The sequence below is a fragment of the uncultured Algimonas sp. genome, from assembly GCF_947498175.1.
GTDB lineage: Bacteria > Pseudomonadota > Alphaproteobacteria > Caulobacterales > Maricaulaceae > Litorimonas.
Window position 1 is genome coordinate 116,965 of the sequence record NZ_CANMJB010000003.1, and the last position, 25,456, is coordinate 142,420.

21 protein-coding genes are annotated in these 25,456 nt (G+C 64.4%); 9 read left to right on the forward strand and 12 right to left on the reverse strand.

All coding sequences use genetic code 11. From position 1 onward, the window contains the following. On the forward strand, nt 1-708 hold the full coding sequence (locus tag Q0718_RS05415) for a YetF domain-containing protein (RefSeq protein WP_298914631.1): 708 nt from the start codon (nt 1-3) through the stop codon (nt 706-708). Here Q0718_RS05415 and Q0718_RS05420 read toward each other — a convergent pair. From Q0718_RS05420 to Q0718_RS05450, 7 genes are all read right to left on the reverse strand, one after another. Continuing rightward, entirely contained in the window at nt 705-2,822 is a 2,118-nt protein-coding gene (locus tag Q0718_RS05420) for a TonB-dependent siderophore receptor (protein WP_298914633.1), read from the reverse strand. The genes Q0718_RS05415 and Q0718_RS05420 overlap by 4 nt on opposite strands. A gap of 175 nt (nt 2,823-2,997) precedes the next feature. Further along, nucleotides 2,998-5,688 carry an aconitate hydratase AcnA gene (acnA, locus tag Q0718_RS05425; RefSeq protein ID WP_298914637.1) on the reverse strand — a complete coding sequence of 897 codons (2,691 nt, stop codon included), beginning with the start codon at nt 5,686-5,688 and terminating at the stop codon, nt 2,998-3,000. A 120-nt stretch (nt 5,689-5,808) separates the two neighbouring features. Further along, nucleotides 5,809-6,072 carry a hypothetical protein gene (locus Q0718_RS05430; RefSeq protein WP_298914640.1) on the reverse strand — a complete coding sequence of 88 codons (264 nt, stop codon included), beginning with the start codon at nt 6,070-6,072 and terminating at the stop codon, nt 5,809-5,811. Nucleotides 6,073-6,194: 122 nt separating this feature from the next. Beyond that, on the reverse strand, nt 6,195-6,872 hold the full coding sequence (locus Q0718_RS05435) for an inner membrane-spanning protein YciB (RefSeq protein WP_298914643.1): 678 nt from the start codon (nt 6,870-6,872) through the stop codon (nt 6,195-6,197). Beyond that, on the reverse strand, nt 6,869-7,645 hold the full coding sequence (gene ubiE / locus Q0718_RS05440; protein WP_298914646.1) for a bifunctional demethylmenaquinone methyltransferase/2-methoxy-6-polyprenyl-1,4-benzoquinol methylase UbiE: 777 nt from the start codon (nt 7,643-7,645) through the stop codon (nt 6,869-6,871). Before ubiE ends, Q0718_RS05435 begins: the two co-directional genes overlap by 4 nt. 50 nt (nt 7,646-7,695) lie before the next feature. Then, nucleotides 7,696-8,538, reverse strand: a complete 843-nt coding sequence (locus Q0718_RS05445) for a methyltransferase domain-containing protein (protein WP_298914649.1) — start codon at nt 8,536-8,538, stop codon at nt 7,696-7,698. Between the two features lie 37 nt (nt 8,539-8,575). Beyond that, complete coding sequence (locus Q0718_RS05450; protein WP_298914652.1) at nt 8,576-9,580, reverse strand: LysR family transcriptional regulator; 1,005 nt, start codon at nt 9,578-9,580, stop codon at nt 8,576-8,578. Between the two features lie 89 nt (nt 9,581-9,669). Between Q0718_RS05450 and Q0718_RS05455 the strand changes: the two genes are divergently transcribed. The 4 genes from Q0718_RS05455 to Q0718_RS05470 all read left to right on the forward strand — a co-directional run bounded on the left by Q0718_RS05455 (nt 9,670) and on the right by Q0718_RS05470 (nt 13,607). Continuing rightward, on the forward strand, nt 9,670-10,128 hold the full coding sequence (locus tag Q0718_RS05455) for a YaiI/YqxD family protein (RefSeq protein ID WP_298914655.1): 459 nt from the start codon (nt 9,670-9,672) through the stop codon (nt 10,126-10,128). A 33-nt stretch (nt 10,129-10,161) separates the two neighbouring features. Beyond that, complete coding sequence (gene dapD, locus Q0718_RS05460; RefSeq protein WP_298914658.1) at nt 10,162-10,989, forward strand: 2,3,4,5-tetrahydropyridine-2,6-dicarboxylate N-succinyltransferase; 828 nt, start codon at nt 10,162-10,164, stop codon at nt 10,987-10,989. Between the two features lie 40 nt (nt 10,990-11,029). Further along, on the forward strand, nt 11,030-11,350 hold the full coding sequence (locus Q0718_RS05465) for a hypothetical protein (RefSeq protein ID WP_298914661.1): 321 nt from the start codon (nt 11,030-11,032) through the stop codon (nt 11,348-11,350). A 268-nt stretch (nt 11,351-11,618) separates the two neighbouring features. Further along, complete coding sequence (locus Q0718_RS05470; RefSeq protein WP_298914664.1) at nt 11,619-13,607, forward strand: acyltransferase family protein; 1,989 nt, start codon at nt 11,619-11,621, stop codon at nt 13,605-13,607. Between the two features lie 35 nt (nt 13,608-13,642). Here the strand turns inward: Q0718_RS05470 and Q0718_RS05475 are convergent, their stop codons facing one another. From Q0718_RS05475 to Q0718_RS05485, 3 genes are all read right to left on the reverse strand, one after another. Beyond that, nucleotides 13,643-14,149, reverse strand: coding sequence for an isoprenylcysteine carboxylmethyltransferase family protein (locus Q0718_RS05475; protein ID WP_298914667.1), 507 nt, complete (start codon nt 14,147-14,149; stop codon nt 13,643-13,645). Between the two features lie 12 nt (nt 14,150-14,161). Next, nucleotides 14,162-15,214: a hypothetical protein gene (locus Q0718_RS05480; protein ID WP_298914670.1), complete on the reverse strand. Its 1,053-nt coding sequence runs from the start codon at nt 15,212-15,214 to the stop codon at nt 14,162-14,164. Nucleotides 15,215-15,403: 189 nt separating this feature from the next. Next, nucleotides 15,404-16,129 (reverse strand): Bax inhibitor-1/YccA family protein, encoded by a 726-nt coding sequence (locus Q0718_RS05485; RefSeq protein ID WP_298914673.1) that lies wholly within the window; start codon nt 16,127-16,129, stop codon nt 15,404-15,406. A 250-nt stretch (nt 16,130-16,379) separates the two neighbouring features. Here Q0718_RS05485 and Q0718_RS05490 point away from each other — a divergent pair, with 250 nt between their 5' ends. Both Q0718_RS05490 and thpR read left to right on the forward strand, forming a co-directional pair. After that, entirely contained in the window at nt 16,380-17,429 is a 1,050-nt protein-coding gene (locus Q0718_RS05490; RefSeq protein WP_298914675.1) for an aldo/keto reductase, read from the forward strand. Nucleotides 17,430-17,439: 10 nt separating this feature from the next. Continuing rightward, nucleotides 17,440-17,982, forward strand: coding sequence for an RNA 2',3'-cyclic phosphodiesterase (gene thpR / locus Q0718_RS05495; RefSeq protein ID WP_298914678.1), 543 nt, complete (start codon nt 17,440-17,442; stop codon nt 17,980-17,982). Nucleotides 17,983-18,051: 69 nt separating this feature from the next. Here the strand turns inward: thpR and Q0718_RS05500 are convergent, their stop codons facing one another. Both Q0718_RS05500 and Q0718_RS05505 read right to left on the reverse strand, forming a co-directional pair. Then, a complete protein-coding gene (locus tag Q0718_RS05500; RefSeq protein WP_298914680.1) occupies nt 18,052-19,266 on the reverse strand; it encodes a PQQ-dependent sugar dehydrogenase in 1,215 nt (404 codons plus the stop codon). A 181-nt stretch (nt 19,267-19,447) separates the two neighbouring features. Continuing rightward, the gene (locus Q0718_RS05505; RefSeq protein WP_298914683.1) at nt 19,448-21,781 is read right to left on the reverse strand and encodes a TonB-dependent receptor; all 2,334 of its coding nucleotides are present in this window, start codon (nt 21,779-21,781) and stop codon (nt 19,448-19,450) included. A 456-nt stretch (nt 21,782-22,237) separates the two neighbouring features. Here Q0718_RS05505 and Q0718_RS05510 point away from each other — a divergent pair, with 456 nt between their 5' ends. Both Q0718_RS05510 and Q0718_RS05515 read left to right on the forward strand, forming a co-directional pair. Beyond that, entirely contained in the window at nt 22,238-24,373 is a 2,136-nt protein-coding gene (locus Q0718_RS05510; RefSeq protein ID WP_298914686.1) for a sodium-translocating pyrophosphatase, read from the forward strand. Between the two features lie 110 nt (nt 24,374-24,483). After that, nucleotides 24,484-25,398 (forward strand): TraB/GumN family protein, encoded by a 915-nt coding sequence (locus Q0718_RS05515; RefSeq protein ID WP_298914689.1) that lies wholly within the window; start codon nt 24,484-24,486, stop codon nt 25,396-25,398. The last annotated feature ends 58 nt before the right edge of the window (nt 25,399-25,456 follow it).

Sequence of the window (25,456 nt, forward strand, 5' to 3'; positions counted from 1 at the left end):
ATGAGCGATCCCATCATACCCTTCGATCTCGGCCGGATGCTGCTGGGGGACGTGCCGCCCTTCTACCTGCTGGAAATCCTGTTCCGGACGGTGGTGATCTACGGCTACATGTTCACGCTGATCCGGCTGCTCGGCCGTCGGTCCAAGTCGCATCTGTCGATTCTGGACATCTTGGTGATCCTGGCGCTGGGATCGGCCGTGGGCGACGGAAATTTCTATCCCGAAGTGCCGATCCTGCACTGCCTGCTGGTCATCACCGTGATCGTTCTGGTCAACAAGGCGATCACCGTTGCGGCGGACCGCAATCCCGCTCTGCGGGCGCGCGTGGAAGGCCGGCCTCGCATCGTCATCAGCGAAGGCATCGTCCTGACGGAAGAGTTGCGCCAGACCGGTATCGGATTGCACGATCTGATGGAGCTGCTGCGCCTGAGGGGGATCTGCAATCTCGGCCAGATCGATCTGGTCGTGCTGGAGCCGAGCTGCGACGTCAGCATCTATCGCCGCCGCGACCCCGTGCCCGGACTGTCTATCCTGCCGCCCCGGGTCGAAGCGGGGTGCGACGCGGCAGGTCCGGACTCCCCGGCGGAAGTGTTCGAAACCTGTTGCGAAGGATGCGGCACCTTGCGCCACGAGGCGGAAGGCCCGTGCCGGCGCGAGGGCTGCCAATCCGCCGGCACCCGCCCCCGCACCTTGCCGCGCTACGCCTAGAAGCGCTTTTGCATCGTCAGCCGGGCGTTCAGCGGCTCGCCCGTCGAGATGTTGTCGTTGCTGTGCGCGTCCGGGAAGTAATCCGTATCGAACAGGTTCTCGACGTTGAGCTGCAGGCGCAGCGTATCCGACATGTCGTAATAGACGGCGGCATCGAAGCGCACGAAATCCGGCACTTCGACGCTATTGTCCTCGCGCACGAAATAGCTGTCCTGATAGGTCGCCCCGAGGCCGGCGCTCCATCTGCTGTCGAATTGGTAGCTGTTCCAGACGGACAGCGTATGCTCCGGCGTCTGGCGCGTTCTGTTGCCGTTAAGCGTGCCCGCCCCTACGGTTCCCCCGCCGAAACTGAGATCTTCGACTTCGCCGTCCATGTAGGAATAGCCTGCATTGACCGACCAGCGATCCGTCAGGTCGCCGATCAGCTGCAGTTCCAGGCCGTTGACGGTCGCCCCGTCGATCGTGATCAGCTGCTGCTGGTTGTCCGGGTCGATCGAGGTGAAGCCCTTGCGGTCGAGCGAGAAGACGGCCGCCGTGACGCTGAGATCGGGGCGGACATCCCATTTCACACCGCCTTCCAGGTTTTCCGTGAATTGCGGACGGGTCGAGGCCGTGTCGAGATTGAGCGTCAGGAACTGATCGCCGGAGCGCGGCGTGAAGGTTTCGCTGTAGCTGGCATAGATCGACACGGTTTCGACCGGTTTGTAGATCGCGCCGAGACGCGGCGTGATCTCCTCATCCGTTCGGGTGAACTGGGCGTTGCCCGCGATATCGGTGACGTCGATGTCGAAATTGTCGTAGCGGCCGCCAAGCACGATCTTGAATTGGTCCGTCAAGTCGATCTGGTTCTGGGCATAGGCCGAGAACACATAGACGTTGGAGCGACGCTCGCGCGCCGGGACATTGAACGCGAAGGCCGGAATGGCGAGCGGATCGGTGAACGGGATGAACAACTGGTCGTCACCGTTCGAGGCGAAACGGTTGTCCAAACGGCCGTTATCCGTGTGCTGGGAGGCATATTCCAGACCGAACAGGACTGTGTGGCCGATGGACCCCGTATCGAACTCCCCGACAAGGTTGGCCTGCGCCAGGAAATTGTCGCGCTCCGTCGCGTCGCGGTAGCCGTCCAGCTCGACTTCGGGGAATGCGCCGTTGGTCAGGACCACGGACTCGCTCGCATAGAGGTTCTGATAGACCTTGTCGTAATCGGCGTACTGGATGGAGGCATTGCCGCGCAGATCATCGTTGAAACGATGGTCGAGCCGCCCGCGCAGGATATGCGCTTGGAGAGTCGTGAAATTGCCGTCGGGCGAGCCGAAGAAGGTGTCGTCGAAGCCTTCGAGCGGGACATCCGGACCGCCCGCGACCGCGACGGACGGCACGCCGCGGTCCACGACGCGGTCATCGTCCAGATATTCGTAGGACAGGCCGAGCGTCGTCAGCGGTCCGAGTTCGACATCCACGGTCGGGTTGAGGCCGAACCGCTCGCCATCGAAGAAGTCGCGGTGGTTTTCCAGACCTTCGTAGAACCCGTTGAGCCGGATGCCGACCGTGTCGCCGACCGGCGCGTTGATGTCGACCGCGCCGTAATGGGCGCCGAACGTGTCGATGCTGACCGTTACGTCCGTAAACCCGTCGCGCAGGTCCGGGCGCTTGGTGACGCGGTTGACGATGCCGCCCACGCCGCCCCGGCCGAACAGCAGCGCATTGGCCCCGCGCAGGATCTCGACCTGCTGCAGATTGTAGAGGGGACGGTAATATTGGACATCGTCGCGCAGCCCGTCCTGGAAGAAGTCCGCCGTCGTCTGGTTGCCGCGGATGATGATGGCGTCGCGATGACCTTCGCCCTGGCTGATGTTCACCCCGGGCGTGTAGCGCGTCACGTCGGCGAGGCTGAGGAAGGATTGCTCGGCGATGTCGCTCGCCGTCACGATGGTCAGCGATTGCGGGATGTCGATGATCGGGGTCGGCGTCTTCACCGCATTGACCTGACCGAGCGAGAGGTACTGACCGGTGACGACGATTTCGTCTTCGAACGGCGTGTCGTCGGCCAGGGCGCTGGTGGCGACAAGCGGTGAAAGAACGGTGCTGAGCAGCAGCGCGGATAGGCGCATGAGAGGATCCCCTTGGAGTTGAACCGGGGCGCCTTAGTGAGAACAGTTCTCATCCACAACAGGAAATGCGACTGATTTACAGTTTCATGCCGGAGGGCTGCCCTGCAAATAAGCAGGGCAAAAGAAAAAGCCCGCCGAAGCGGGCCTGTCCGTTGTCGGCTCGGCTTGACCGCTCTCAGGCGGCCAGGCGCTCCTCGCGCGCCAGATTGCGCAGCACGTAATGGAGGATGCCGCCATTGCGGTAATATTCCATTTCGTTTTCCGTATCGATCCGCACCTTGGTCGTGATCGTCTGGGTCGAACCGTCCGTCATGGTGATGGTGACGGGCAGTTCGTCCATCGGCTTGATGTCGTCGATATCGCCGATGCTGACCTGTTCGTCGCCGCTCAGTCCGAGCTTTTGCCAACCGTCGCCATTCATGAACTCCAGCGGCAGCACGCCCATGCCGATCAGGTTGGAGCGGTGGATGCGCTCGAAGCTCTCCGCGATGACCGCGCGCACGCCGAGCAGGATCGTGCCCTTGGCCGCCCAGTCGCGCGACGATCCGTTGCCGTAGAGCGAGCCGGCGAAGACGACCAGATCGCGCCCGTCGGCCTTGTAGCGCTGCGCGGCGTCGAAGATGGACATGACTTCGCCGGTCGGGACGTATTTCGTCACCCCGCCCGTCGTGCCCGGCGCCATCAGGTTCTTCAGCCGGATGTTGGCGAAGGTGCCGCGCATCATGACTTCGTGATTGCCGCGGCGCGAGCCGTAGGAGTTGAACGCTTCGCGGCTGACCTGGCGTTCCTGGAGGTAGCGGCCTGCCGGTCCGTCGAACTTGATCGAACCGGCGGGGCTGATGTGGTCCGTCGTGATCGAATCGCCCAGCAACGCCAGGATGTTGGCGCCTTCGACGTCGCGCACCGGATCGGGGTCGATGCCCATGCCCTCGAAATAGGGCGGGTTGCGCACATAGGTCGACGCCGGGTTCCAGTCATAGACCTTGCCGCCCGTCACATCGATGTCGGCCCAGCGGGCGTCGCCCTTGAAGACGTCGGCATATTCCTGCTCGAACAGCTCGCGCGTGACCGAGCCGCGCACCGCCTCCGCGATTTCCTGGCTGGTGGGCCAGAGGTCGCGCAGGAACACATCCTGGCCGTCCTTGTTCTGGCCGAGCGGATCTTTTTCGAAATCGTGGTGCATGGTCCCGGCCAGCGCATAGGCGACGACCAGCGGCGGCGAGGCGAGGAAGTTCGCCTTGATGTCGGGGCCGATCCGGCCTTCGAAGTTGCGGTTGCCCGACAGCACCGAACAGCTGACCAGATCGCCGTCGGCGATGGCCTGCGCGATGGGCGGGGCGAGGGGTCCGGAATTGCCGATGCAGGTGGTGCAGCCGTAACCGACGATGTCGAATCCGATCTTGTCGAGTTCGTCCTGAAGACCGGAGCGTTCCAGATATTCGCCCACGACCTGGGAACCCGGCGCGGTCGAGGTCTTGACCCAGGGCTTGACCATCAGGCCCGCCTCGTTCGCCTTCTTGGCGACCAGGCCCGCCGCCATCATGACGGACGGGTTGGACGTGTTGGTGCAGGACGTGATCGCCGCGATCAGAACGTGACCGTGATCGATGGTGAAGTCATGGCCTTCGACGGGCATCGGGTTGGAGGCGTCGCCCGCCTTCTCGAAATCCTTGGTCATGATGAGCTTGAACGTATCGGCCGACCCCTCCAGGTCGAACCGGTCCTGCGGACGCTTCGGGCCGGATAGGGACGGGCGCACCGTGCTCATGTCCAGATGCAGCGTGTCGGTGAAGCTCGGCACATCGTCGGTGCGGAACAGGCCCTGCGCCTTGCAATAGCTTTCCACGAGCGCCACGCGCTCTTCGTCGCGGCCCGTCGCGCGCAAGTAACGCAGCGTGTCGTCATCGACCGGGAAGAAGCCGCAGGTCGCGCCGTATTCCGGCGACATGTTGGCGATGGTCGCGCTGTCTTCGAGCGAGAGATAATCGAGCCCCTTGCCGTAGAATTCCACGAACTTGCCGACCACGCCCTTTTCGCGCAGCATTTCCACGACCCGCAGCACCAGATCCGTCGCCGTCGCGCCTTCGGGCAGCTTGCCCGTCAGTTCGAAGCCGACCACTTCGGGGATCAGCATGGAGATGGGCTGGCCGAGCATGGCGGCTTCGGCCTCGATGCCGCCCACGCCCCAGCCCAGCACGCCCAGGCCGTTGATCATGGTCGTGTGGGAATCGGTGCCGACCAGCGTGTCCGGGAAGGCGTATTCCTTGGCTCCGACCGTCTTGGTCCAGACCGTCTGCGCCAGATATTCCAGATTGACCTGATGGCAGATGCCGGTGCCCGGCGGCACGACGGCGAAATTGTCGAACGCCGTCTGGCCCCATTTCAGGAAGTCGTAGCGTTCGCCGTTGCGTTCATATTCGCGCGCCACGTTCTTCTCGTAGCTGTCTTCGGTGCCGAAATAATCGACCATGACGGAGTGGTCGATGATCAGATCGACCGGCACCAGCGGATTGATCTTTTCCGGGTCGGCGCCGAAATTGGCCATGGCGTCGCGCATCGCGGCCAGATCGACGACGGCCGGAACGCCGGTGAAATCCTGCATCAGCACGCGCGCCGGGCGGTAGGCGATCTCGTGGGATGAGCGGCGTTCCGTCAGCCATCCGGCCATGGCCTCGATGTCGGCCTTGGTCACGGTCTTGCCGTCTTCGAAGCGCAGCAGGTTTTCGAGCAGCACCTTGAGGGAGCGCGGCAGTTTCGAGATGCCAGACAGGCCGTTGGCTTCCGCGACCGCGAGGTCGAAATAGGAATAGGTCTTTGAGCCGACGGTGAGCTCGCGTTCGCAGCCGAAACTGTCCAGAGATGCCATTATGTGTCCTTGAAAATCGCGCGGAAGAGGTTCGACCGGCTTATAGCAAGGGTGGGCGCGTTTTCAATGTCTAAGGGCAATGCCGACGGACAGCGGCAGCCCGGAAGGCGTCCCGGTTCTTCAGGCCGTCAGCGCGATGCGCCGGTCGCCTTCGTCCATGAACATGTCCCAGGCTTCCCGGCAGAGCGCGCGCCCGGCCCGCACGGAGGCCAGCCACTCATTGAGTTCGCGGGCGTCGGGATCGAAGGGTTCGAACAGGCCGTGCCGTTGCGCCGCGCCGATCCGGTAGAGATGGGCCGCCGCCTCCGATTGCGCCTTGGCGTAGGAGGCTGGAGGTTCGAGGCGGGCGATGGCCACAGCCACGCGCAAATGTGTGATCCGCATGAGGTCGCTTCCTGCCCGCTCATCGCACCGAAGCCGGTCGGCCCCGACCGTTCGTCGAAACGCGGCGTAAGGCTTTTCCCGGCCGGGTCCAGCCCGGCCGGAGAACACGGTTAAGGGCGGGTTTACGATTCGTCCTTGGACAGGCCCGCCAATCCGCCATGGCGGCTGATCGTCGGGATCTGGGTCAGGGTGAAGGCGATCGTGAGCGGCAGAAAGCCGAACACCTTGAAATTGACCCAGAACTCTTCCGACTGGGTGCGCCAGATGAATTCGTTCAGCGCCGCCATGGCGAAGAAAAACAGGCCCCAACGGACGGCGAGCTTGTCCCAGATCCGGTTCGGCAGGGTGAACGCATTGCCGACCATCAGCCGGATGATGTTGCGGTTCATGAAAACGCCGCCGATCGCCGCGATCCCGAACAGCGAATTCACGATGGTCGGTTTCATGTAGAAGATGATCGGGTTGTCGGCCAGCAGGGCCAGGACGACCGTGACGACGATGATGCCCGTGGACAGGATCAGCATGGGCGAGACCGACTTGTAGCGCAGCCATCCCAAAACGACGGCGACGACGGCCGCCACGGCGAAGATTCCCGCAGCGACCAGCATGGCGCCGTCAGGGTCGCTACGCCGGATCCAGTGGAAGCTGACGAAGAAGATCAGAAGCGGCCCGAAATCGAGCCAGAAATGATTGTTGCCGCCCGTGCCTTCCGGCAGTTGCGCGGCATTGGCGGCTTCGACCGCTTCCAGCGTCTCCTTCGGATCGTTCGGACGATTGTCTTTTCCGGAATCGGAGCTCATGCGATTTTCCATCCCGTGTGAAAGGCCGTGACGCCCGCGCTGTAATCCGTCCAGTTCGCGCCGGCGAACCCCGCATCGCGCATCATCTGCGCGAACTGGTCCTGTTTGGGGAAGCGCCGGATGCTTTCGACCAAGTACCGGTAGCTGTCGCGGTCGCCCGCGATGGCCCCGCCCAGCCGCGGGATGACCGCGAAGGAGTAGGCATCGTAGGCCTTCCGGATCAGCGGTTCCGGCGGGGTGGTGAATTCCAGCACGCCCAGCCGCCCGCCGGGTTTGAGCACGCGGTGGAACTCGCGCAGCGCCGCCCTGCGGTCGGTCACGTTGCGGATGCCGTAGGCGATCGTCACCGCGTCGAACTGCGCGTCGCCGAAGGGCAGCGCTTCCGCATTCCCGCAGACGCGGGTCAGGTCCAGCCCGGAATCCTTGCGCGGATCGATCCCGGCCAGCAGCATCTCGTCGTTGATGTCGCAGATGACGGCCCGCGCAGGGGCTCCGCCGCGGCGCCGGCGCACCTTGTCGGCCGCACGAACGAAACGCCGGGCGATGTCGCCCGTCCCGCCCGCCACGTCGAGCAGTCGCTCGCCGGGTTGGGGGTTGAGCTTGGTGATCGCCATGTCCTTCCAGACACGGTGCAGTCCGGCGCTCATCGCATCGTTCATGCGGTCGTAATCGCGCGCGACGGAGTCGAAGACCTGCCGGACGCGCTCCTGCTTGTCGGCGGTCCGGACCTCTTCGAAGCCGAAATCGATCGTATCCTTGCGCGCATCGCTCACGCGGGCGGCTATATGGGGGCGGGTCGCGTTCGCCAAGGCGAACATCGCGCTCAGTGCAGCGCGCGCCTCAGCACCAGCTTGTGGCCCGGCTTGGGATTGAACCGGAAGCGCGGGGCGAAGTCCGGCCGGTCGAACAGGCGCAGCAGATGCGCCTTTGCGAACCAGTGCAGATGTTCCGGAGGCTTGACCTGCACCCAGCCGACCAGCGGGTCGGGCGTGGCGCGGTGGCCGTCGGCGGGCGTGGTCACGAACAGCACGCCGCCCGGCGCGACCAGGTCCATCAGGGCGGAAGCGAAGGACCGGATGTCGATGGCGTGTTCGATCACTTCCGAACAGTAGACCAGGTCGAACGTCTCGCCGCGCGCGGCGAACGCCTCCACGGTCGTGGCGTGATAGCTGTTGCCGGGGAATTCGGCGGTTGCGCGCGCGACTGCTTCGGCGTCGATCTCGATCCCGGTCGCGTCGAACCCTCGCTGCCTCGCCCCCTCGACCGCATAGCCGAGATTGGCCCCGACATCGAGGAAACGCCGCTTGGCGTTCGAACCGTTGCTTCGGATCCGGCGCGACAGGCGGCGGACGCGGCGCGCGGCGCGCTTGATTTTCTTGTCGCGCTTCGTGCCGTAGCTCGCCGAGGCATAATAGGCCGAATAGAAGCGCCCGAGCGCGTCCGGCGACGGCCGCGTCCGGACCGTCGCCAATCCGCATTCACGGCACCGCACGATGCCGCCGAAGGCAAGGTCCGGATCGGCGGCGACGATGCCGCCGATCTGCCGGCGTTCGTCAGCCGTCCCGGCCGCACGCGACAGCCAGTCGGCCTGCGTTTCCAGCAGGGTGAACCCGGCCGCATCGCAAAGCGGGCAGGAAAAGCCGGTCTGTCTCGACGCTGTGGACATGACGGCGCTTTAACGCGTGCGCCCGGCAGGTCGAGGTCTATTCCGCGGCGGCGGAGAGATGCGGAAGATTGCGGTCTTCATGGCGGGACGAAGGCGGCGCGATGTCGAACCGGCCGGGCGAGAAGACGCTTTCGCCGCCATGGGCGAAGAAGGCGGCGTCTTGGCGGAAGGCTTCGACCAGATAGTCGAAGACGCCGCGAATGCGGGCCGAGCGTTTCAGATCCTGATGCGCGACGAGGTAGAGCGCTTCCGTCTGTTCGAGGTCCGGTATGACCCGCACCAGGTTCCGGCTGCGCGTCGTCTGTCCGCAAAGAGGCAACATGCCGATGCCGTAACCCTGTTCCAGCCCCTCGTAGAATGCCCAGATGGAGTTGGACTGGAACGTGATCCGGCCCGGCATGTGGATCATCTCGTCCGTCCGCTCATCCATCAGCCAGAGCATCTTGCCGTCCATGATCATGGCCATCACACCGTCATGGCCAGGCAGATCGTCGACCGTTTCGGGCGCGCCCGCCAGATCGAGATATTCGGGACTGGCGAACAAGCCGAACGCCACGTCCGCCACCTTGCGTCCGATCAGGGAATTCTGCTCGCCCGGGCTCTTCCAGCGCAGGGCGATATCGGCCTCGCGCTGGGCCAGGTTGAAGCTCTCGAACCCGATGCCGATATCGACCAGAACGTCCGGATGCTCGGCCCGGAAGCGCTGCATCACGCCCGGCAGCCAAGCCGTGCCGATCCCTTCGGTCGCGCTCAACCGCACGACGCCGGACAGGCTGTCTTCCAGCGTGGCCGACGACCGGTCGATGGCGGCCGCTTCGTCCTGCATGCGCCGGATATGGTCGAGCATGCTCTGCCCGAACGTGGTGGGGACAAGCTGCCCGCTCTGGCGCTTGAGCAGCGGCGTGTTGAAATGGTCTTCGAGTGCGCGGATGCGCCGCCCCACGGTCGGCTGGCTCATGCCCAGCCGTTTGCCCGCCGCCGTCAGCGAGCCTGCCTGGGCGACGGCGAGGAACACGGGATAGTCGGACCAGTTCGTATTCATGCCACCCATTTAAACATGAATGGAAATGACGCAAGTCATTCAGGCATGAAAGTCTTGTGACGCGTCGCCGCGCTCGTTAGGCGCGTGCCGTGGGGACGCACATCTATATCGATGCCGATGCCTGTCCGGTGCGCGAAGAAACCTACAAGGTCGCCCGGCGGCACGGCGTTCCCGTTACGGTCGTCGCCAATCAGTGGCTGCGGACCCCGGCGGAGCCAGCCATCGCGTTCCAGCGGGTCACGGACGGGTTCGACGCCGCCGACGACTGGATCGCCGAACGCGCCGACGAACGCGCCATCGTCGTCACGGCCGACATCCTGCTCGCGGAGCGATGCCTGAAGGCGGGTGCGAGCGTCCTGGCCCCCAACGGCAAGGTCATGGACGATGCCACGATCGGTTCCCAGATCGCCGTGCGCGCCATCCTGGCGGATCTCCGGGACGGGGCGGACCGACCCGGTATCGGCGGGCCGCCGCCATTCGCGCCCAGGGACCGGTCGCGCTTCCTCGAAGCGCTCCACCTGATGGTGGAACGCAAGGTCCGGCGTTGACGGTTTCATGGGGGTTGGCCTAAGCGCCCGTCCATGACCACCGACGCACTGCAATCCACCATCGAATCCGCTTGGGACGACCGGGCCAGCCTGTCGCCCGACACGACCGGGGAGCGGCGCGACGCCGTCGAGGCCGCCATTGCGGGGCTGGACGACGGGACGTTCCGCGTCGCCGAGAAGAGCGGCAACGACTGGATCGTGCATCAGTGGCTCAAGAAGGCCGTGCTGCTCGGCTTTCGCCTGCACGCCAACACGCTCATGTCGGGCGGGCCGGCGGACGGGGCCTGGTTCGACAAGGTGCCGAGCAAGTTTTCCGGCTGGACCGAGGACGATTTCGCACGCGCCGGCATCCGCGCCGTGCCGCCCTGCGCCGTGCGCCGCGGGGCCTATGTCGCGCCGGGGGCGGTGTTGATGCCGTCCTATGTCAATCTCGGCGCGCGCGTCGGCGAAGGCACGATGATCGACACCTGGGCGTCCGTCGGCTCCTGTGCGCAGGTCGGCAAGGACTGCCACATCAGCGCGGGCGCCGGGATCGGCGGCGTGCTGGAACCGCTGCAGGCCAATCCGACCATCATCGAGGACGGCTGTTTCATCGGCGCGCGCTCCGAAGTGGTCGAAGGGGTGATCGTGCGCGAAGGCGCCGTGCTGGCGATGGGCGTGTTCATTTCCAAAAGCACGAAGATCTACGACCGCGAGACCTGCGAGATCACCTACGGCGAAGTCCCGTCCTTTTCCGTCGTCGTGCCTGGTTCGCTGCCCGCCAAGGATGGCCGTCACAGCCTCGCTTGTGCCGTCATCGTCAAGACCGTCGATGCGCAGACCCGCGCCAAGACGGGCGTGAACGAATTGCTGAGAGACTAGACTTACCGAGAGACCTCTTACCGAGAGACCAGGAGACCCCATGGCCCCCGATCCCGTCAAAGACATCCCCTATCTTCTGGAGAAGGCCGCCGCGAAGGGCTTCGCCCATCACTTCGAGACTCAGGCCAAGGCGCTCTACTGCCGCGAGACCGACACGGCCTACGGCCTCGGCGCGATCCGGGTCGAGGACATGTGGTTCGTGGACGCCGGAACCGATCCGGGCAGCGAGGCCACGCTCTACCTGCTGGAAGCCGAGGACGGCACGCGCGGCGTGCTGCTGATCGGCAACCCAGCCAATCTGTCAGCCCCGGAGCGGGCTCTGCTCGACCAGCTCAAGCCAGAATCCAAGTCTGACAATTAGTGCGACTCCCAGGCCCGCGCTTCCGCGTGTCTGCGCATCGCCGGAACCAAGGCGTTGAGGGCGCAGGAGATGTTCGCCCAACCGACCTCTCGCGTTGCCTTGCGCTGATACAACCAGCTCAGCGGGCCAAGGATACTGAGGATTCTTTGCCCCTCATGGATTTGCGCATCAGTTCATAGACGGGGGTGACATGTGCGCCGCAGCAATGGCAAAGGTTCGCTGGGCAGACTCGTTCCCTCGGTCGATCGACAAGTATGGCTGATCCAGCATGACCTATAGAGCCGAGATCGATGGATTGCGCGCTGTGGCGGTCTTGCTCGTCCTCGCCTTCCACCTCTCACTGCCGCCCTTTTCGGGCGGCTTCATCGGCGTGGATGTTTTCTTCGTAATCTCCGGCTTCCTGATCACCGGGATCATCCTGGAGCAAGGCGAAGACTTCTCACTCCGCACCTTCTATCTGCGTCGGGCGCGGCGCTTGTTTCCGGCCTTGTTCGCAACCGTCGCCGTGACCGTGCTCGTCGCATGGTTCATCTTCGGACGCGCCGATCTGATCGCGATGATGCGGTCGGCCCTGCTGGCGCTTGCGTCGCTGTCCAATTTCGGGTTCTGGCTGGAAGCGGGCTACTGGGATGTGGACAGCAAACTGAAACCGCTTCTGCACACCTGGTCGCTCGGGGTCGAAGAGCAGTTCTACCTACTCTGGCCCCTCCTGCTCATGGCGGGAATAGCTCTCAAAATTCCCCGGCATGTCGCGCTCCTCAGCATGGCCGCCATCGCCGTCATTGGCCTGCTCGCCGCTGAGTGGGCGTTGGGTCGCTATGTCGCCGCCGCCTTCTACCTCATGCCGTTCCGGATCACCGAATTCGCATTGGGGGGGCTGACGGCCGTCGGCTTGCGCTACTACCGTGTGAATTTGCCGACAGGGTTGCGTCAGCTCCTGTTCTTCGGCGGCCTAGGTGCGATCCTGAGCGCGGCAATCCTCTACGATCCGGCCACCCGTTTTCCAGGTCTGTCGAGTTGGTTGCCCTGCTTGGGGACCGTCGCGGTGATCCTTGCGGCCCGGGTTCCGGTCTCGAGCCGGATCCTGACGAATGGCGCGGCCGTTCTGATCGGCAAGATGTCCTACAGCCTCTATCTGGTGCATTGGCCGCTCATCGTCTTCATGGAGTATCGGTTCGGTCCCGATTTGACGGTCGGGCAAACCGTCGGCGTTGCGGTCGCATCGTTTCTGCTGGCCTATGCGCTCTATCGCTGGGTCGAGACACCGTTGCGGGCACCCTCCCATTCGGCGCGCCACGCGGCGGGCGCAGCCGGAGTCATGGGGGCGGGTGTCATGGGGGCGGGTTGGGTGACGACGCTGGCTGTGAGCTTGGCGGCATTTTCCGTCCTGAGCGCGCCGCAACCGGTCTCGCAAGTGCCGATGGCGGCCAATCCCGACATGACGGCGCAGTCCACATTGCCAAGCCCCGAAGCGTTGCTGGCGCGCACGGACGTCAATGATGTGCGCTACGCGCAGGTGCGGGAGGTTTGCCCCGACATCGAAAGCGTCGATTGCCTGACCGTCTCGCCGGACCGGATCAATATCGCGATCCTCGGCGACAGTCTCGGAGTCGACGGTTTCAACGCGGTGAGCGCGGCTCTTCCCGACGCCAATGTCATCCCGGCCAGCTTCAGGGGCTGTGCACCCGTCTACGACATAGAGGGTTATCAGGACCGTGCCGGGATCTACACCAATCCCGACCTCGCCGCCGAGTGCAGAGACTGGAACGGGCAGATCTTCGCGGACGGCGGAATCCTCAGCCAGGTCGATATCGTCGTCGTCTCGACATTCTGGCGTCCCATCCGGGTCGAATTCTTTGAGGACACGCTAAGCCGGATGAGGGCCCTCAATCCCGATGTGCAGATCTTGCTGCTCGGCAACGGCACGATCCTGAACCGCCGGTTCGTGGATATTGCAAGGGACATCCCGCTGGGTCGGGGCGCGACGATTCCGGACGAGGAGATCTATTCGATGACGTTTTCGCTGGACGACGCCGTTGCCAGCTTCGCGGAGCAGACGCCCAACGTCGAGTGGGCAAGCCGAAACGCCTTCTACTGTCCCGGCGTAGAGTGCGCCGTCTACACACCTAGCGGTCGCGATTTTGTGACCTACGACCGCGTCCACGCCTCGCGGGCCGCATCATCCGAATTCGGACACGCCGTTCTGCGTCCCTGGCTTCATCGGCTCGTCGCGAGATTGGAGAATGACCGACCCTGAATTGTAGGCTGTCGAGTTTCGCGTCTGTCTGACGCCTATTCCGAACCGGTTGACCGGCTTGCCCAGGCTCTCTCTTCCGCGCTAACGCGGATCACCAGGATCATGGCGTTCAGCGCGCCGAAGATGGCCGCGACCTCCCACAGGCCCAGCACGAGCGGGGCGACGAGGATTTCGCAGATGACCAGCAGATAGTTGGGATGCGGGACGAGGGCGAAGGGGCCTTTGGTCACTTTCGCCTCGTCCGGCAGGACGATGATGCGCGTGGTCCAGCGGCGGCCCAGCGTGCCGAGGATGTAGACGCGCAGGACCTGCAGCACCGCATAGACGCCGAGCCAGATCATGTTGAGCGGATTGTCGTGGCCCCACCAGACCATGGCGAGGATCCAGCCGGCATGGACGGCGACGATCAGCGGATAATGGCGCGGCGAATGTTCGACCCCGCCCTGGGCGATCAGGCGTTTGGTATTGCGCGTCGCAATGGGCAGTTCGACCAGCCGCTCGAAGACGACGTAGGCGAGGAAGAGAATGGCGAACAGGCTCATCGTGCGCGCTCCCTAGGCGACATGGACCGGGGCGAAGGCGGCCGAGAAGCCCGGTCCCAGCGCACAAGCCAGCAGCGGGCGGCCCGTGCCTTCCGCATCGCCGCGTTTCAATACCCGGTCCAGCACGAAGAGAACGGTCGGCGCGCTCATATTGCCATAGTCCCGCAATATGTCGCGTTCGATGTCGAGCGAACCCCCGCCGAGGCCGAGCGACGCCTCCAGCGCATCGACGACTTTCGCTCCGCCCGGGTGAGCGACGACGCGGCCCAACATGTCGCGCTCCAGCCCCATCTGCGCACAGGCCGCATCGGTCGCGGCACGCATCTCTTCGGTGACGAAGTCCGGAATGGAGCGATCGAACACGACGGCCAGCCCGTCTTCGTCCACCTCCCAGCCCATGATGGGCAGCGTGTCGTCCCAGGTCTTGGACGCGCCGCGGTCCACGCGGACACCGCTTTCTTCCGACGACAGGGCGGCGGCCGCCGCACCGTCCCCGAACAGGATGGTCGCGATGATGTCGGCCTTCTTGGGCCGCGCCTTGCGGAAGGACAGCGTACAGGTCTCCACCACGACGAGCAGCACTTTGGCGGACGGGTTCGCATGCGCCAGTTCGCGCGCCACGTTCAATCCGGACACGCCTCCGGCACAGCCCAGACCGAACAGCGGCACGCGCAAGGCATCGTCGCGAAACCCCATCCGGCTCTTGGCTTGGGCTTCCAGCGTCGGCGTCGCGATCCCGGTCGATGATACGGTCACGAGGATATCGACCTGCTCTGCTCTCCAGCCCGCATCGTCCAGCGCCTGTCTGGCGGCATCGACATAGAGATCGGCCGCCCCATCCATGTAGCGCGCATTGCGGTCGGTCCATCCGCCTGCGCTTTCGAACCAGTCGAACGGCGCGACGCTGTAGCGCATCTTCACGCCCGACGTCTCGAAGACGGGGGCGAGACGGTCGAACCCCTTGAAACGGGGGCCGAGGATTTCATGGGCGCGGCGGGCGACCTCGTCCTGGGGCAAGGCGTGGGGCGGCACGCATGTCGATAGCCCGTGGAGATAGACGCTCATCAGGGCCTTGATACGCACGAACCCCGTTGGTCGGATAGGGGCTGTGTCCCACAAGTTCGGCGCTGCGGTGGATGAAGACGCCCGGACAGGCCTTGGAAGGCAGCCCTAAAGCGAGACCGTACCCATGCCGGCCACAAAAAAGCCCCGCGCGACGGCGGGGCCTTCCGGGTTCCGTCTGAGGCGTCGCGCCTAGTCTCTGCCGAACAGGGCCAGCAGGAACTGGAACATGTTGATGAAGGAAAGCAGCAGGCTGGCCGCGCCCATGGCGCTCCACTTGTTAATCATCTCCAGATCGTTGCCGAGGCCGTAATACATGGCCTTCAAGCCCTGGGTCTGGCCGGCCGTGATGACCGAGATCAGCACCAGGCCGACACCCATCATGACCGTCTGCATCATGCCGGTCGGCGCCAGCGCCGGGACGAACATGGACAGCACCATGTAGCCAACGAAGACCACGAAACCGATCGCCGCGAATTTGAGATACGGCATCAGATTGGTCTTGGTCGTGTAGCCGAACATGGACAGGGCCGCGAACAGCGCCACGGTCATGAAGAAGATCTTCAGAAGAACCGCGCCGGTATAGGCGATGGTCAACACGCCCGTGAACACACCCATCAGAGCGGCGAACCCGAACAGGAAGGTCAGCACGCCGCCCATGGACATGGAGGGCAGCTTGCGCGCCACGCCGCCGAACAGGACCGGAATCGCGATCACGAAACCGAGCACGACGAGCGGATTGCGAAGGAAGGCGGCAATGGCTTCGTTGGACAGTATCGCCTGGCCCGTCATATAAGCCACGCCGGCCGTGACGAGCATGGCCAGCATCATCCACCGGTAGGTGCCGAGCATGAAACTCTTGAGGCCGACCTCGGTATCGACATTGCCGCCGATGACGCCTCTGTTGAAATCGTTCATTGTGAACTCCGTTGATAGTATCACCATCCCAACGCGGAGGAAGGGCGGCAGTTGCCTCCAATATAGGTGCAATTCACTCATTTTGCCAATGACAAGCGGGTCAGACGGGCTGGAAGCGGCAAGATTTTGCCTATGGGCGCCATAGGGCGTGACTTTAGGGGTCGCGATCCGTTTCCCCTTGGCGCATCGCGCCGACGTGCGGTAGCCCACGCAACGACGCTCTTCTCCACTCTTGCAGGACTCTGATCCTATGGAACTTCGCAAACTCGGCACGACCGATATCGACGTGACCTCGATCTGCCTCGGCACCATGACCTGGGGCCAGCAGAACAGTGAAGACGAGGCGCATGACCAGCTCGACTACGCCGTCTCCGAGCGCGGCGTGAACTTCATCGACACGGCGGAAATGTATCCCGTGCCGGGCAAGCGCGAGACGCAAGGCCGCACGGAAGACTATATCGGCAGCTGGCTGGCCGCGCGGGGCAAGCGCGACGATGTCGTGCTGGCCACCAAGGTCGTGGGCCGCTCCGGCATGGTCTGGACCCGTGACGACCAGGTCGAGCAATGCCGCCACACGCGCGAGCAGATCGACATGGCGGTGGAGCAATCCTTACGCCGCCTGCGGACCGATTACATCGATCTGTACCAATTGCACTGGCCCGACCGGGACCTCCCCGCCTTCGGCATGCACAGCTATGACGATTACGATGCGGACGACATGGTGCCGCTGCTGGAGATTCTGGAAACATTGCAGCGCCATGTCGATGCCGGCCGCATCCGCCATGTCGGCCTGTCCAACGAATCCGCCTGGGGCACGATGAAGTTCGTGGCCCTGGCCGAGGCGCACGGCCTGCCGCGGATGCAGTCCAACCAGTGCGTCTATTCGCTGATCGCGCGGCGGTTCGACTATGACCGCGCAGAGGTGGCCATGCGGGAAAAGGTCGGCCTGCTCGCCTACTCCCCGTTGGCCATGGGCGTGCTGACGGGCAAGTATGACGATGGGACGGCGCCCGAAGGCTCGCGCGGCGCGCTGTTCGACGGCTTCATGTCCAACTATATGAAGCACGAGGAGAGCTGGCTCGACGCGAACGCGACGGCGCGCAAGCTCGGCCTGACGCCGACCCAGTTCGCGTTGAAGTTCGTGGAAAGCCGGGACTTCGTCACCTCCAACATCATCGGTGCGACATCCATCGAGCAGCTGTCGGAAAACATCGACGCGCACGCGATCGACTGGACGGACGAGATGGAGCGCGAGGCCGACCGGCTGCACAGGACCTATCGCTGCCCGCTCGGACGGTAGCGGGGCGCCGATGATCCTGTTCGCCGCCATCCGGCCGCCTTCGGGTGTCATCCGGGCCGTCACCCGGATGCAGAAAGGCGTGCCCGGCGCTCGCTGGAGCGCGCCTGAGAAGCTGCACGTCACGGTCGGCTATTTTGGCGAGGTGAGCGAGACGCTGGCCGAGGAGCTGGACGCGGAACTGGCGCGGCGGCCCTTGCCGTCGATGGAGCTGACCTTGCGCGGCATGAGCCATTTTGGCCGCGCCGAACCGCACCAGATCCATCTGAAGGTCGATCCCGACCCGGCGCTGACCAGGCTGCACAATCACTGCAAGCGCGTGGCGCGCGAACTGCGCATTCCGATGGAGCGCCGCGATTTCCGCCCGCATCTGACGCTGGCCTATCTCAAGCCCTATCCGGATCTGGAAAGGATCGCGGAGTATGAGCGCAAGCATGCCGACACGATGGTCGGACCCTTCCTGGTCGATCAGTTCGGGCTCTATTCCAGCTGGCGGCAGACGCGCGGTCCGAACCGGTACGATCTGGAAGCGACCTATCCGCTGGTTGGCGCTTGAGCGCTCCCGCGCGGGCCGCGTCCACCTGAGGCCCAAGGTCCCGCATTCGAACCGGGGTGAGTCCGCGCGCTAGCCCGGCGTCAGCTTCAGCAACCGGCCCTCATTGTCTTCCAGCACGTAGAGCGCGCCGTCCGGACCCTGTTCCACTTCGCGGATGCGCTGGCCCCATTCGAACCGTTCGGCTTCGGTCGCGATGGTCTCGCGCCGGTCCGTCTTGGACGGGCTGCCGCCGACATTGTCGATCTTGTCCTTGTCGAACACGACGCGGACCAGCGCCTGGCTCGACAGGCCGCCGATGAAGCCGTCGCCGGTGAAGTTGGGGAAGAGGTCGCCGTCATAGATCACGAAACCGGCGGGGCTGATCGCCGGGTCCCACCAGGTGGCGGGATTTTCGAAGACGGGATTGGACGTGTGGTCCGGGATCTCCGTGCCGGAATAGTGATCCCCGTTGGAGACGACCGGATAGCCGTAATTCTCCGAGCGGACGATCAGGTTCAACTCGTCGCCATGCGCCGGACCCATTTCGTGGACCCAAAGGCGGCCGTCCGCATCGAAATCGATGCCGAGCGGGTTGCGATGGCCGAGCGACCAGATCTGGTTCGTGACGCCGGCCTGTCCGTAGAACGGATTGTCTTCCGGTGCGGAGCCGTCCTTGGCCACCCGGATCATCTTGCCGAGATTCATGTCCATGTTCTGCGACGGGGTGAATTTCTGCCGCTCGCCCGAAGTGATGAACAGATAGCCCCCGCCGCCTTCGGCGTTATCGGGCGAAATCGCCAGACGATGGCCGTAATGGCCGTTGCCGGTCACTTTGGGGAATTGCCGCCAGATCACCTCGCGGTCCGCCAACGATCCGCCGTTCGAGGTCAGGTTCAGCGTGGCCCGCTCCACGGCGGCGCCGGACAGGTCGTCATCGTCGGCGTCGCGTTCGACATAGGACAGATAGACGGTGTTGTTGTCCGAGAAATCCGGATCGACGATGATGTCGCCCAGGCCGCCCTGGTTGCGTTCCGTGACTTCGGGGACGTTATCGATGCGCCCGATCTTGGCCCCCTTGTCGCTGAGCAGCCACATCGTCCCCGCTTTTTCCGTCACCAGCGCGCGGCCGTCCGGCAGGAACGTCATCGCCCACGCTCCGTCGAAGGTCGCCAGTTCCTCCATCTGGATCGTCGTGCCGGACGTGCCGGTGACGGATGTCTGGGCCATTGCCCCGTCCGGAAGCGCAAGGAGCGGCAAGGCGAATGCGGCGGCGGACAGGAGGGCGAGGCGGAACGGTCGGGTCATGGTGGTCTCCGAAACAAACGGATGAAGGTTGCCTTGTTGTTACGCCGCATCCGGCCTTTCGTTCAACCGGTCGCGCGGATTTTCACCGAAGCGTGATGGACGGCCATGAAAAAAGCCCCGCCGAAGCGGGGCTTGAACGCGCGACCCATGGGCCGGGTCACGGGCCGGGTCATGGGCCGGGTCAGCCTTCTATGTTGAGCTCGATGCCGAACACCTTGCCCTTCTTCAGCGGGCTGAACGTGCCGAATTGCGGATTGTCCGCGAACGGCACGGGCTGTCCCGTCTGGCGCGGATACTGGCCGCCATAAGGGGCGGCGAATGTGCCGGGCAATTGCGTGTCGCCGCCGACCTGGACTTCGTCCAGCAGGTTGCGGCCAAAGGCAGAGATGGAGATGCGCTGGCCGTTGCGGTTCTCGATCGAATAGGTCAGCGACGCATCGAGGCGGTCGAGCGCCTGGACCCAGCCGAGATTGCTGTCCGTGTAGGCGAAGCGGTCGCGATGCTGGAAATTGCCGCGCATGGTGACGAGGCCGCGCTCGCCCGTCGGAACGTCGACGATGCCGCCAAAGCCGTATGTGGCTTCCGGGACGCGGGGCAGGTCGAGCGCCAGATCGGCGGCGGAGACGACGCCGTCGCCCGAAATGTCGGCGCGGACATCGTCATATTCGGCGTCGATGACGCCCAGATTGCCGGTCAGGGTGAACATGTCCGACAGGGTGAAGCGCCCGTCGACCTCGAAGCCGAGAATGGAGGCGTCCGCCGTGTTGATGATGTTCTGAAGCACGCCTGCGGCCGGATCCGAGACATTCACTTCGCGCTGCATGTCGCTGATATCCGTATAGAAGCCGGCGGCGTTCACATTGACGCGGCGGTCGTCGGATGTCCATTTGGTGCCGAGCTCGAACGCATCCACCTCTTCCTCATCGAACGAGAACTGCCCGCCATTGGCCGCGACCTGCGCCAGGAAGACCGGAACGTTGGTGATGCGGAAATTGTATCCGCCCGACCGGAAGCCCTTTGTGTAAGTGGCATAGGCCTGCCAGTCATCGTCGAAGAAATATTGCGCCCCGAGCTTGGGCGTCCAGTTCGACCAGCTGTCGTCATCCGTGTAGCCGTTGGGCGCGCCGGTGAAGTTCAGCCCGTCGAACGGGCAGGTTCCCGCCACGATGGAGCAAGGTGCCAGGCGCGGCTGGACATAGGTGATGCCGGCGTCCTTTTCCTCGTCCGAATAGCGCAGACCCGCCGTCAGAATGAAATTGTCTGCAATCGCGTAATCGACATTGACGAAGGCGCCCAGCACCTGGTGGCTCTGCTGGCCGCCGCCATAGAAGGTCGGCGGGGCGCCCGCGCCGGCAAAGCGGAACAGGAAGCGGACTTCGTCATAGGCGACGTCCTGGTCGAACCAGTACAGGCCCGTCGTGACTTCGGCGGCGCCGAACGTGCCGTTGTAGCGCAGTTCGTTGGAGAATTGCTCCTGTTCGAATTGCGTCGTGGAGTGGAAGACGTCGAACGGCGAGGAATCGATGTCCCCGAGCGTGTTGGCGTCCAGTTGGCGATAGCCGAAGATGTTGGTGATCTGGCCGTTGCCGAAGGCGACATCCCAATCGGCGCGGATTGTGCCGTTATACACCCTGTTGCGATAGGAGCCCGGCTCGTCGATCGAGAAATCGAAACTGTCGCGCTCGAACAGTCCGCGGTTCTGCGCCGCCGGTCCGTCGCCGTCGGAATCGAAATATTCGCCCTTGGCGTTCAGCGTGAAATCGGGCGTGACCCTCCATTCCAGACCGCCGCGCAGGATATAGGTCTGCGCCTTGCCGTGGTTGGATCCGTCGAAGCCATTGCGGAAATAACCGTCATCCTTGTTGTAATAGGCGGCGATCTTGCCGTTCAGCTTGCCGGCGACAATCGGGCCCGTGAGCGTTCCCATGGCATAGGTGCTGGGGCCGCCCCGGTCCCCGTCCAGCGGGCTTTCGACCGCGAAACGCGCCCGGTAGCGCATTTCGTCCGTCGGATTGGTCGTGTTGATCAGGACCGCGCCGCCCGTCGTGTTGCGGCCGAACAGCAGCCCTTGCGGTCCGCGCAGCACCTCGACCGATTCCAGATCGAAGATGTCGAACACGACGCCGGTGTTCACGCCCAGATAGACGCCGTCCTGGAAGACGCCGACGGTCGGATCGATCGAAGGGATCGAACTGTTCACGCCCAGGCCGCGGATCGAGAAGTTGGCCGTGCCGCGCGACGTGCCGATATCGTCGAGCGTGACGTTGGGCGCCGCAAAAGCGAGTTGTTCGAGATCGCGCACCTTGAGCGCTTCGAGCGTGTCCGCGCTCAGCGCGGTGACGGCGACCGGAACGTCCTGGACGGTTTCGACATCGGCGCTCTTGGTCGCCGTCGTGACGACCTCGTCCATGAAGACGTCGCTGCTGGACGTCCGGTCCTGCGCGAAGGCGGATGACGCGCCGAGCGCCATGATGAGGGCGAGCGCGCTGGCGCGGCCGGCAAATGAACCTGTCATGATTGTCTCCCGAACTGTCTTATTGATTGATCGCTTACTAAGGCTTGGCCGAACCGTCCGGCCAGTGCCATTGCGCCGCAACCGCCTCGTTTCGCCCGCTTTTCCGTCTCGCGTTGCCAAAATGGCACAGTTTCGCCGCCGCGCGGGGTTAACAGATCAATCGGTGGAGGTCAGTCGTTGACATCCGGTTAACGGCGAACGGCTTTCCCTTGAAATGGAGCCGCATCTGCGCCAGACGGTTTTCATCGCGAAGGGAAGCGTCCTCGTCCACCAAGCAGAGACGGCCAACTTCACAACATCGCGAGGGGAAGCGTCCGAAAGACCGCACCCGGGACCCTACCCGCGGGCGGCGCACCGGACGGCCAACTTCAGACATGCACGCCGCGCGTTCGCCCGGCCGAACTGAGGGAGACCCGGCCCGAAACATTTTTGCCCAAGGGTCGGGGCCACTAGACAATGACACTCTACATCATCATCGGCGCGGCATTGCTCGCCGTGCTTTACGGGATCGTGACCCGCGCCAGCCTGATGAAGGCCAGCACCGGCAACGAACGCATGAACGAGATCGCCGGCGCGATCCAGGAAGGCGCGAAAGCCTATCTGAACAAGCAGTACAAGACGATCGCCGTCGTCGGCGTGTTCGTGACCGTCATCCTCTTCGCCCTCTTTTGGGGCTCCAGCGGCTTCATCGCGCCGCTCGGCTTCGTCATCGGCGCGGTCCTGTCGGGCATCGCCGGCTATGTCGGCATGCTGGTGTCCGTGCAGGCGAACGTCCGCACGACCGAAGCCTCGCGCGGCTCGCTGGGCGCGGGCCTGAACATCGCCTTCAAGGCGGGCGCCATCACGGGCATGCTCGTGGCCGGTCTCGCCCTGCTGGGTCTGGCCGTCTACTACATGGTCCTGACGGGCCCGATGGGCGCGGACGCGCGCGGCGTCATCGACGGGCTGGTCAGCCTTAGCCTCGGTGCGTCGCTGATCTCGGTCTTCGCGCGCCTCGGCGGCGGCATCTTCACCAAGGGGGCGGATGTCGGCGGCGATCTGGTCGGCAAGGTCGAAGCGGGCATTCCCGAAGACGACCCGCGCAACCCGGCCACCATCGCGGACAATGTCGGCGACAATGTCGGCGACTGCGCCGGCATGGCGGCCGACCTGTTCGAGACCTATGTCGTGACCATCGCGGCCACCATGGTTCTGGGCTCGATCCTGTTCGCGGGCGTGGGCGTTCTGGCGCTCTACCCGATGGCGATCGGGGCGGCCTGCATCGTGACCTCGATCATCGGGACCTATTTCGTGCGGCTGTCGTCCGGCTCGACCAACGTCATGGGCGCGCTCTATAAGGGGCTGATCGCGACGGGCGTGCTGTCCATCGCCGCCATCGCCGGTGTCACGGTCTTCGTGCTCGGCGGGTTCGGCGAGGTCGTGGGGACGGAGACGTTCGACCGCAACGGCGACATCGTCGGCGCGGCCTTTTCCGGCATGGACCTGTTCTGGTGCGCCGTCGTCGGCCTGGTCATCACCGGCCTGATCGTGATGATCACCGAATATTATACCGGCACCAAATACCGTCCGGTCCGGTCGGTCGCGGCCGCGTCCGAATCCGGTCACGGCACGAACGTGATCGCCGGCCTGGCCGTGTCGATGGAAGCCACCGCCGTTCCGGCGCTGATCATCGTCGCGGGCATAATCATCACCTTCAGCCTGGCGGGCCTGTACGGCATCGCCATCGCGGTGACGGCCATGCTCGGCGTGGCCGGCATGATCGTCGCGCTCGACGCGTTCGGTCCCGTGACGGACAATGCCGGTGGGATCGCCGAAATGGCCAATCTGGACCCGGACGTGCGCAAGACGACCGATGCGCTGGACGCCGTGGGCAACACGACCAAGGCCGTGACCAAGGGCTATGCCATCGGCTCGGCCGGTCTCGGGGCGCTGGTGCTGTTCGCCGCCTACTATCAGGACATCCTGTATTTCAGCGCGCAGCCCGGCAATCCGCTGTCCGGCGTGAGCGTCGATTTCAGCCTGACCAATCCCTACGTCATCGTCGGATTGTTCATCGGCGGCCTGCTGCCCTATCTGTTCGGAGCATGGGCGATGCAGTCGGTCGGCCGCGCGGCCGGTGCGATCGTCGAGGAGGTACGCCGCCAGTTCAAGTCGGATCCGGGCATCATGGCAGGCACGTCGCGACCCGATTACGCCCGGGCCGTCGACCTGCTGACGGGCGCGGCGATCAAGGAAATGATCAAGCCGTCGCTCTTGCCGATCCTGGCGCCGATCGTGCTCTATTTCGCGATCTACTTCATCGCCGGGACCGAACAGGCGCTGGCCTCGCTCGGGGCGATGCTGATGGGCGTGATCGTGACCGGTCTGTTCCTGGCGCTCTCCATGACCGCCGGCGGCGGCGCGTGGGACAATGCCAAGAAGTATATCGAGGACGGCCATCACGGCGGCAAGGGCAGCGAAGCCCACAAGGCGTCCGTCACCGGCGACACGGTCGGCGATCCCTACAAGGACACGGCCGGCCCGGCGGTGAACCCGATGATCAAGATCACCAACATCATCGCGCTCCTGCTGCTGGCGGTTGTGGCGCACTGAGCCGCCCGGAGCTGAGCTTTGCGAGGCCGCCCCGGACGGGGCGGCCTTTTGCTTGTCTCGCACCCGGCTTGCGGGCATTGCAACGTCATGCAGCCTTCGAAGGACAAGACATGATCCGCCCTCTTCACGCCGCCCTTTTGGCGCTCCTGATCAGCATCCCTGCCAATGCGGCCGATGCGCCGTTCGACCTCGCCGATCTCGACGAGGCTACGCTGCGCGACGAACCGGTCATGTTCTCCGTTACGGATGCGGATTCCGAAGTGATCCTGTTCGGGACCTTCCACCTCCTGCTGCCGGACACGCAATGGCAGTCGCAGGCTCTGACCGACGCCATCGCGCGGGCCGACGAAGCCTGGTTCGAACTGCCCAAGGACGCGCAGAACGATCCGGACCTGCAGCGGATCACGATGGAACTGGGTGCCGCCGACGCGCCCCTCTCCAGTCTGCTGGACGACAAGACGCGCGCCAAACTCGCACATGAGGCTGAAAAGCTCGGCATGAGCGTGGGAATGCTCGACCAGTTGCAGCCTTGGCTCGCCGCGATCACCCTGCCGATCATGCAGATGGTGGGCGCGGGCTTCGACCCGGCGGCCGGAGCCGAGGCCGTTCTGGAACCGCGTGTGGAAAAGCTGGAACGACGCGCCTTCGAGACCGCCGAACAACAGCTGCGCATCCTGGCCGGCATGGACCAGCAGACGCAGATCGAGATGCTGGAATGGACGCTGGACGAGCTGGACGGCGGCGTCGTCGCCATGACCCGGATGGCCGAAAGCTGGGCGCACGGACGGGTCGACATGCTCGAAGACGACGTAGTCCTCGAAGCCAAGCGTCTCATCCCCGACATGTATGACGCCATGTTCACCCGGCGCAACGCGGCCTGGGCGGACCGGCTCGACCAGGAGCTGCAAGGCGCGGGCGTGGATTTCGTCGCCGTCGGCGCCGGTCACCTGCTCGGCCCGGACAGCGTCCCCGTCATGCTGGCCGACAAGGGCTACGACGTGCGCGTGCTGACGACCCGCGACTGACAGTCTCCAGCTCCGCACCGGTCGCCGGGTCCGCCGCGAGCCCGATGATAGAAGTCAT

Coding starts and splice junctions, on each gene's coding strand:
- Q0718_RS05415 (WP_298914631.1), top strand. CDS start 1: ATGAGCGATCCCATCATACCCTTCGATCTCGGCCGGATGCTGCTGGGG.
- Q0718_RS05420 (WP_298914633.1), bottom strand. CDS start 2,822: ATGCGCCTATCCGCGCTGCTGCTCAGCACCGTTCTTTCACCGCTTGTC.
- acnA (WP_298914637.1), bottom strand. CDS start 5,688: ATGGCATCTCTGGACAGTTTCGGCTGCGAACGCGAGCTCACCGTCGGC.
- Q0718_RS05430 (WP_298914640.1), bottom strand. CDS start 6,072: ATGCGGATCACACATTTGCGCGTGGCTGTGGCCATCGCCCGCCTCGAA.
- Q0718_RS05435 (WP_298914643.1), bottom strand. CDS start 6,872: ATGAGCTCCGATTCCGGAAAAGACAATCGTCCGAACGATCCGAAGGAG.
- Q0718_RS05445 (WP_298914649.1), bottom strand. CDS start 8,538: ATGTCCACAGCGTCGAGACAGACCGGCTTTTCCTGCCCGCTTTGCGAT.
- Q0718_RS05450 (WP_298914652.1), bottom strand. CDS start 9,580: ATGAATACGAACTGGTCCGACTATCCCGTGTTCCTCGCCGTCGCCCAG.
- dapD (WP_298914658.1), top strand. CDS start 10,162: ATGACCACCGACGCACTGCAATCCACCATCGAATCCGCTTGGGACGAC.
- Q0718_RS05465 (WP_298914661.1), top strand. CDS start 11,030: ATGGCCCCCGATCCCGTCAAAGACATCCCCTATCTTCTGGAGAAGGCC.
- Q0718_RS05470 (WP_298914664.1), top strand. CDS start 11,619: ATGACCTATAGAGCCGAGATCGATGGATTGCGCGCTGTGGCGGTCTTG.
- Q0718_RS05475 (WP_298914667.1), bottom strand. CDS start 14,149: ATGAGCCTGTTCGCCATTCTCTTCCTCGCCTACGTCGTCTTCGAGCGG.
- Q0718_RS05480 (WP_298914670.1), bottom strand. CDS start 15,214: ATGAGCGTCTATCTCCACGGGCTATCGACATGCGTGCCGCCCCACGCC.
- Q0718_RS05485 (WP_298914673.1), bottom strand. CDS start 16,129: ATGAACGATTTCAACAGAGGCGTCATCGGCGGCAATGTCGATACCGAG.
- Q0718_RS05490 (WP_298914675.1), top strand. CDS start 16,380: ATGGAACTTCGCAAACTCGGCACGACCGATATCGACGTGACCTCGATC.
- thpR (WP_298914678.1), top strand. CDS start 17,440: ATGATCCTGTTCGCCGCCATCCGGCCGCCTTCGGGTGTCATCCGGGCC.
- Q0718_RS05500 (WP_298914680.1), bottom strand. CDS start 19,266: ATGACCCGACCGTTCCGCCTCGCCCTCCTGTCCGCCGCCGCATTCGCC.
- Q0718_RS05505 (WP_298914683.1), bottom strand. CDS start 21,781: ATGACAGGTTCATTTGCCGGCCGCGCCAGCGCGCTCGCCCTCATCATG.
- Q0718_RS05510 (WP_298914686.1), top strand. CDS start 22,238: ATGACACTCTACATCATCATCGGCGCGGCATTGCTCGCCGTGCTTTAC.
- Q0718_RS05515 (WP_298914689.1), top strand. CDS start 24,484: ATGATCCGCCCTCTTCACGCCGCCCTTTTGGCGCTCCTGATCAGCATC.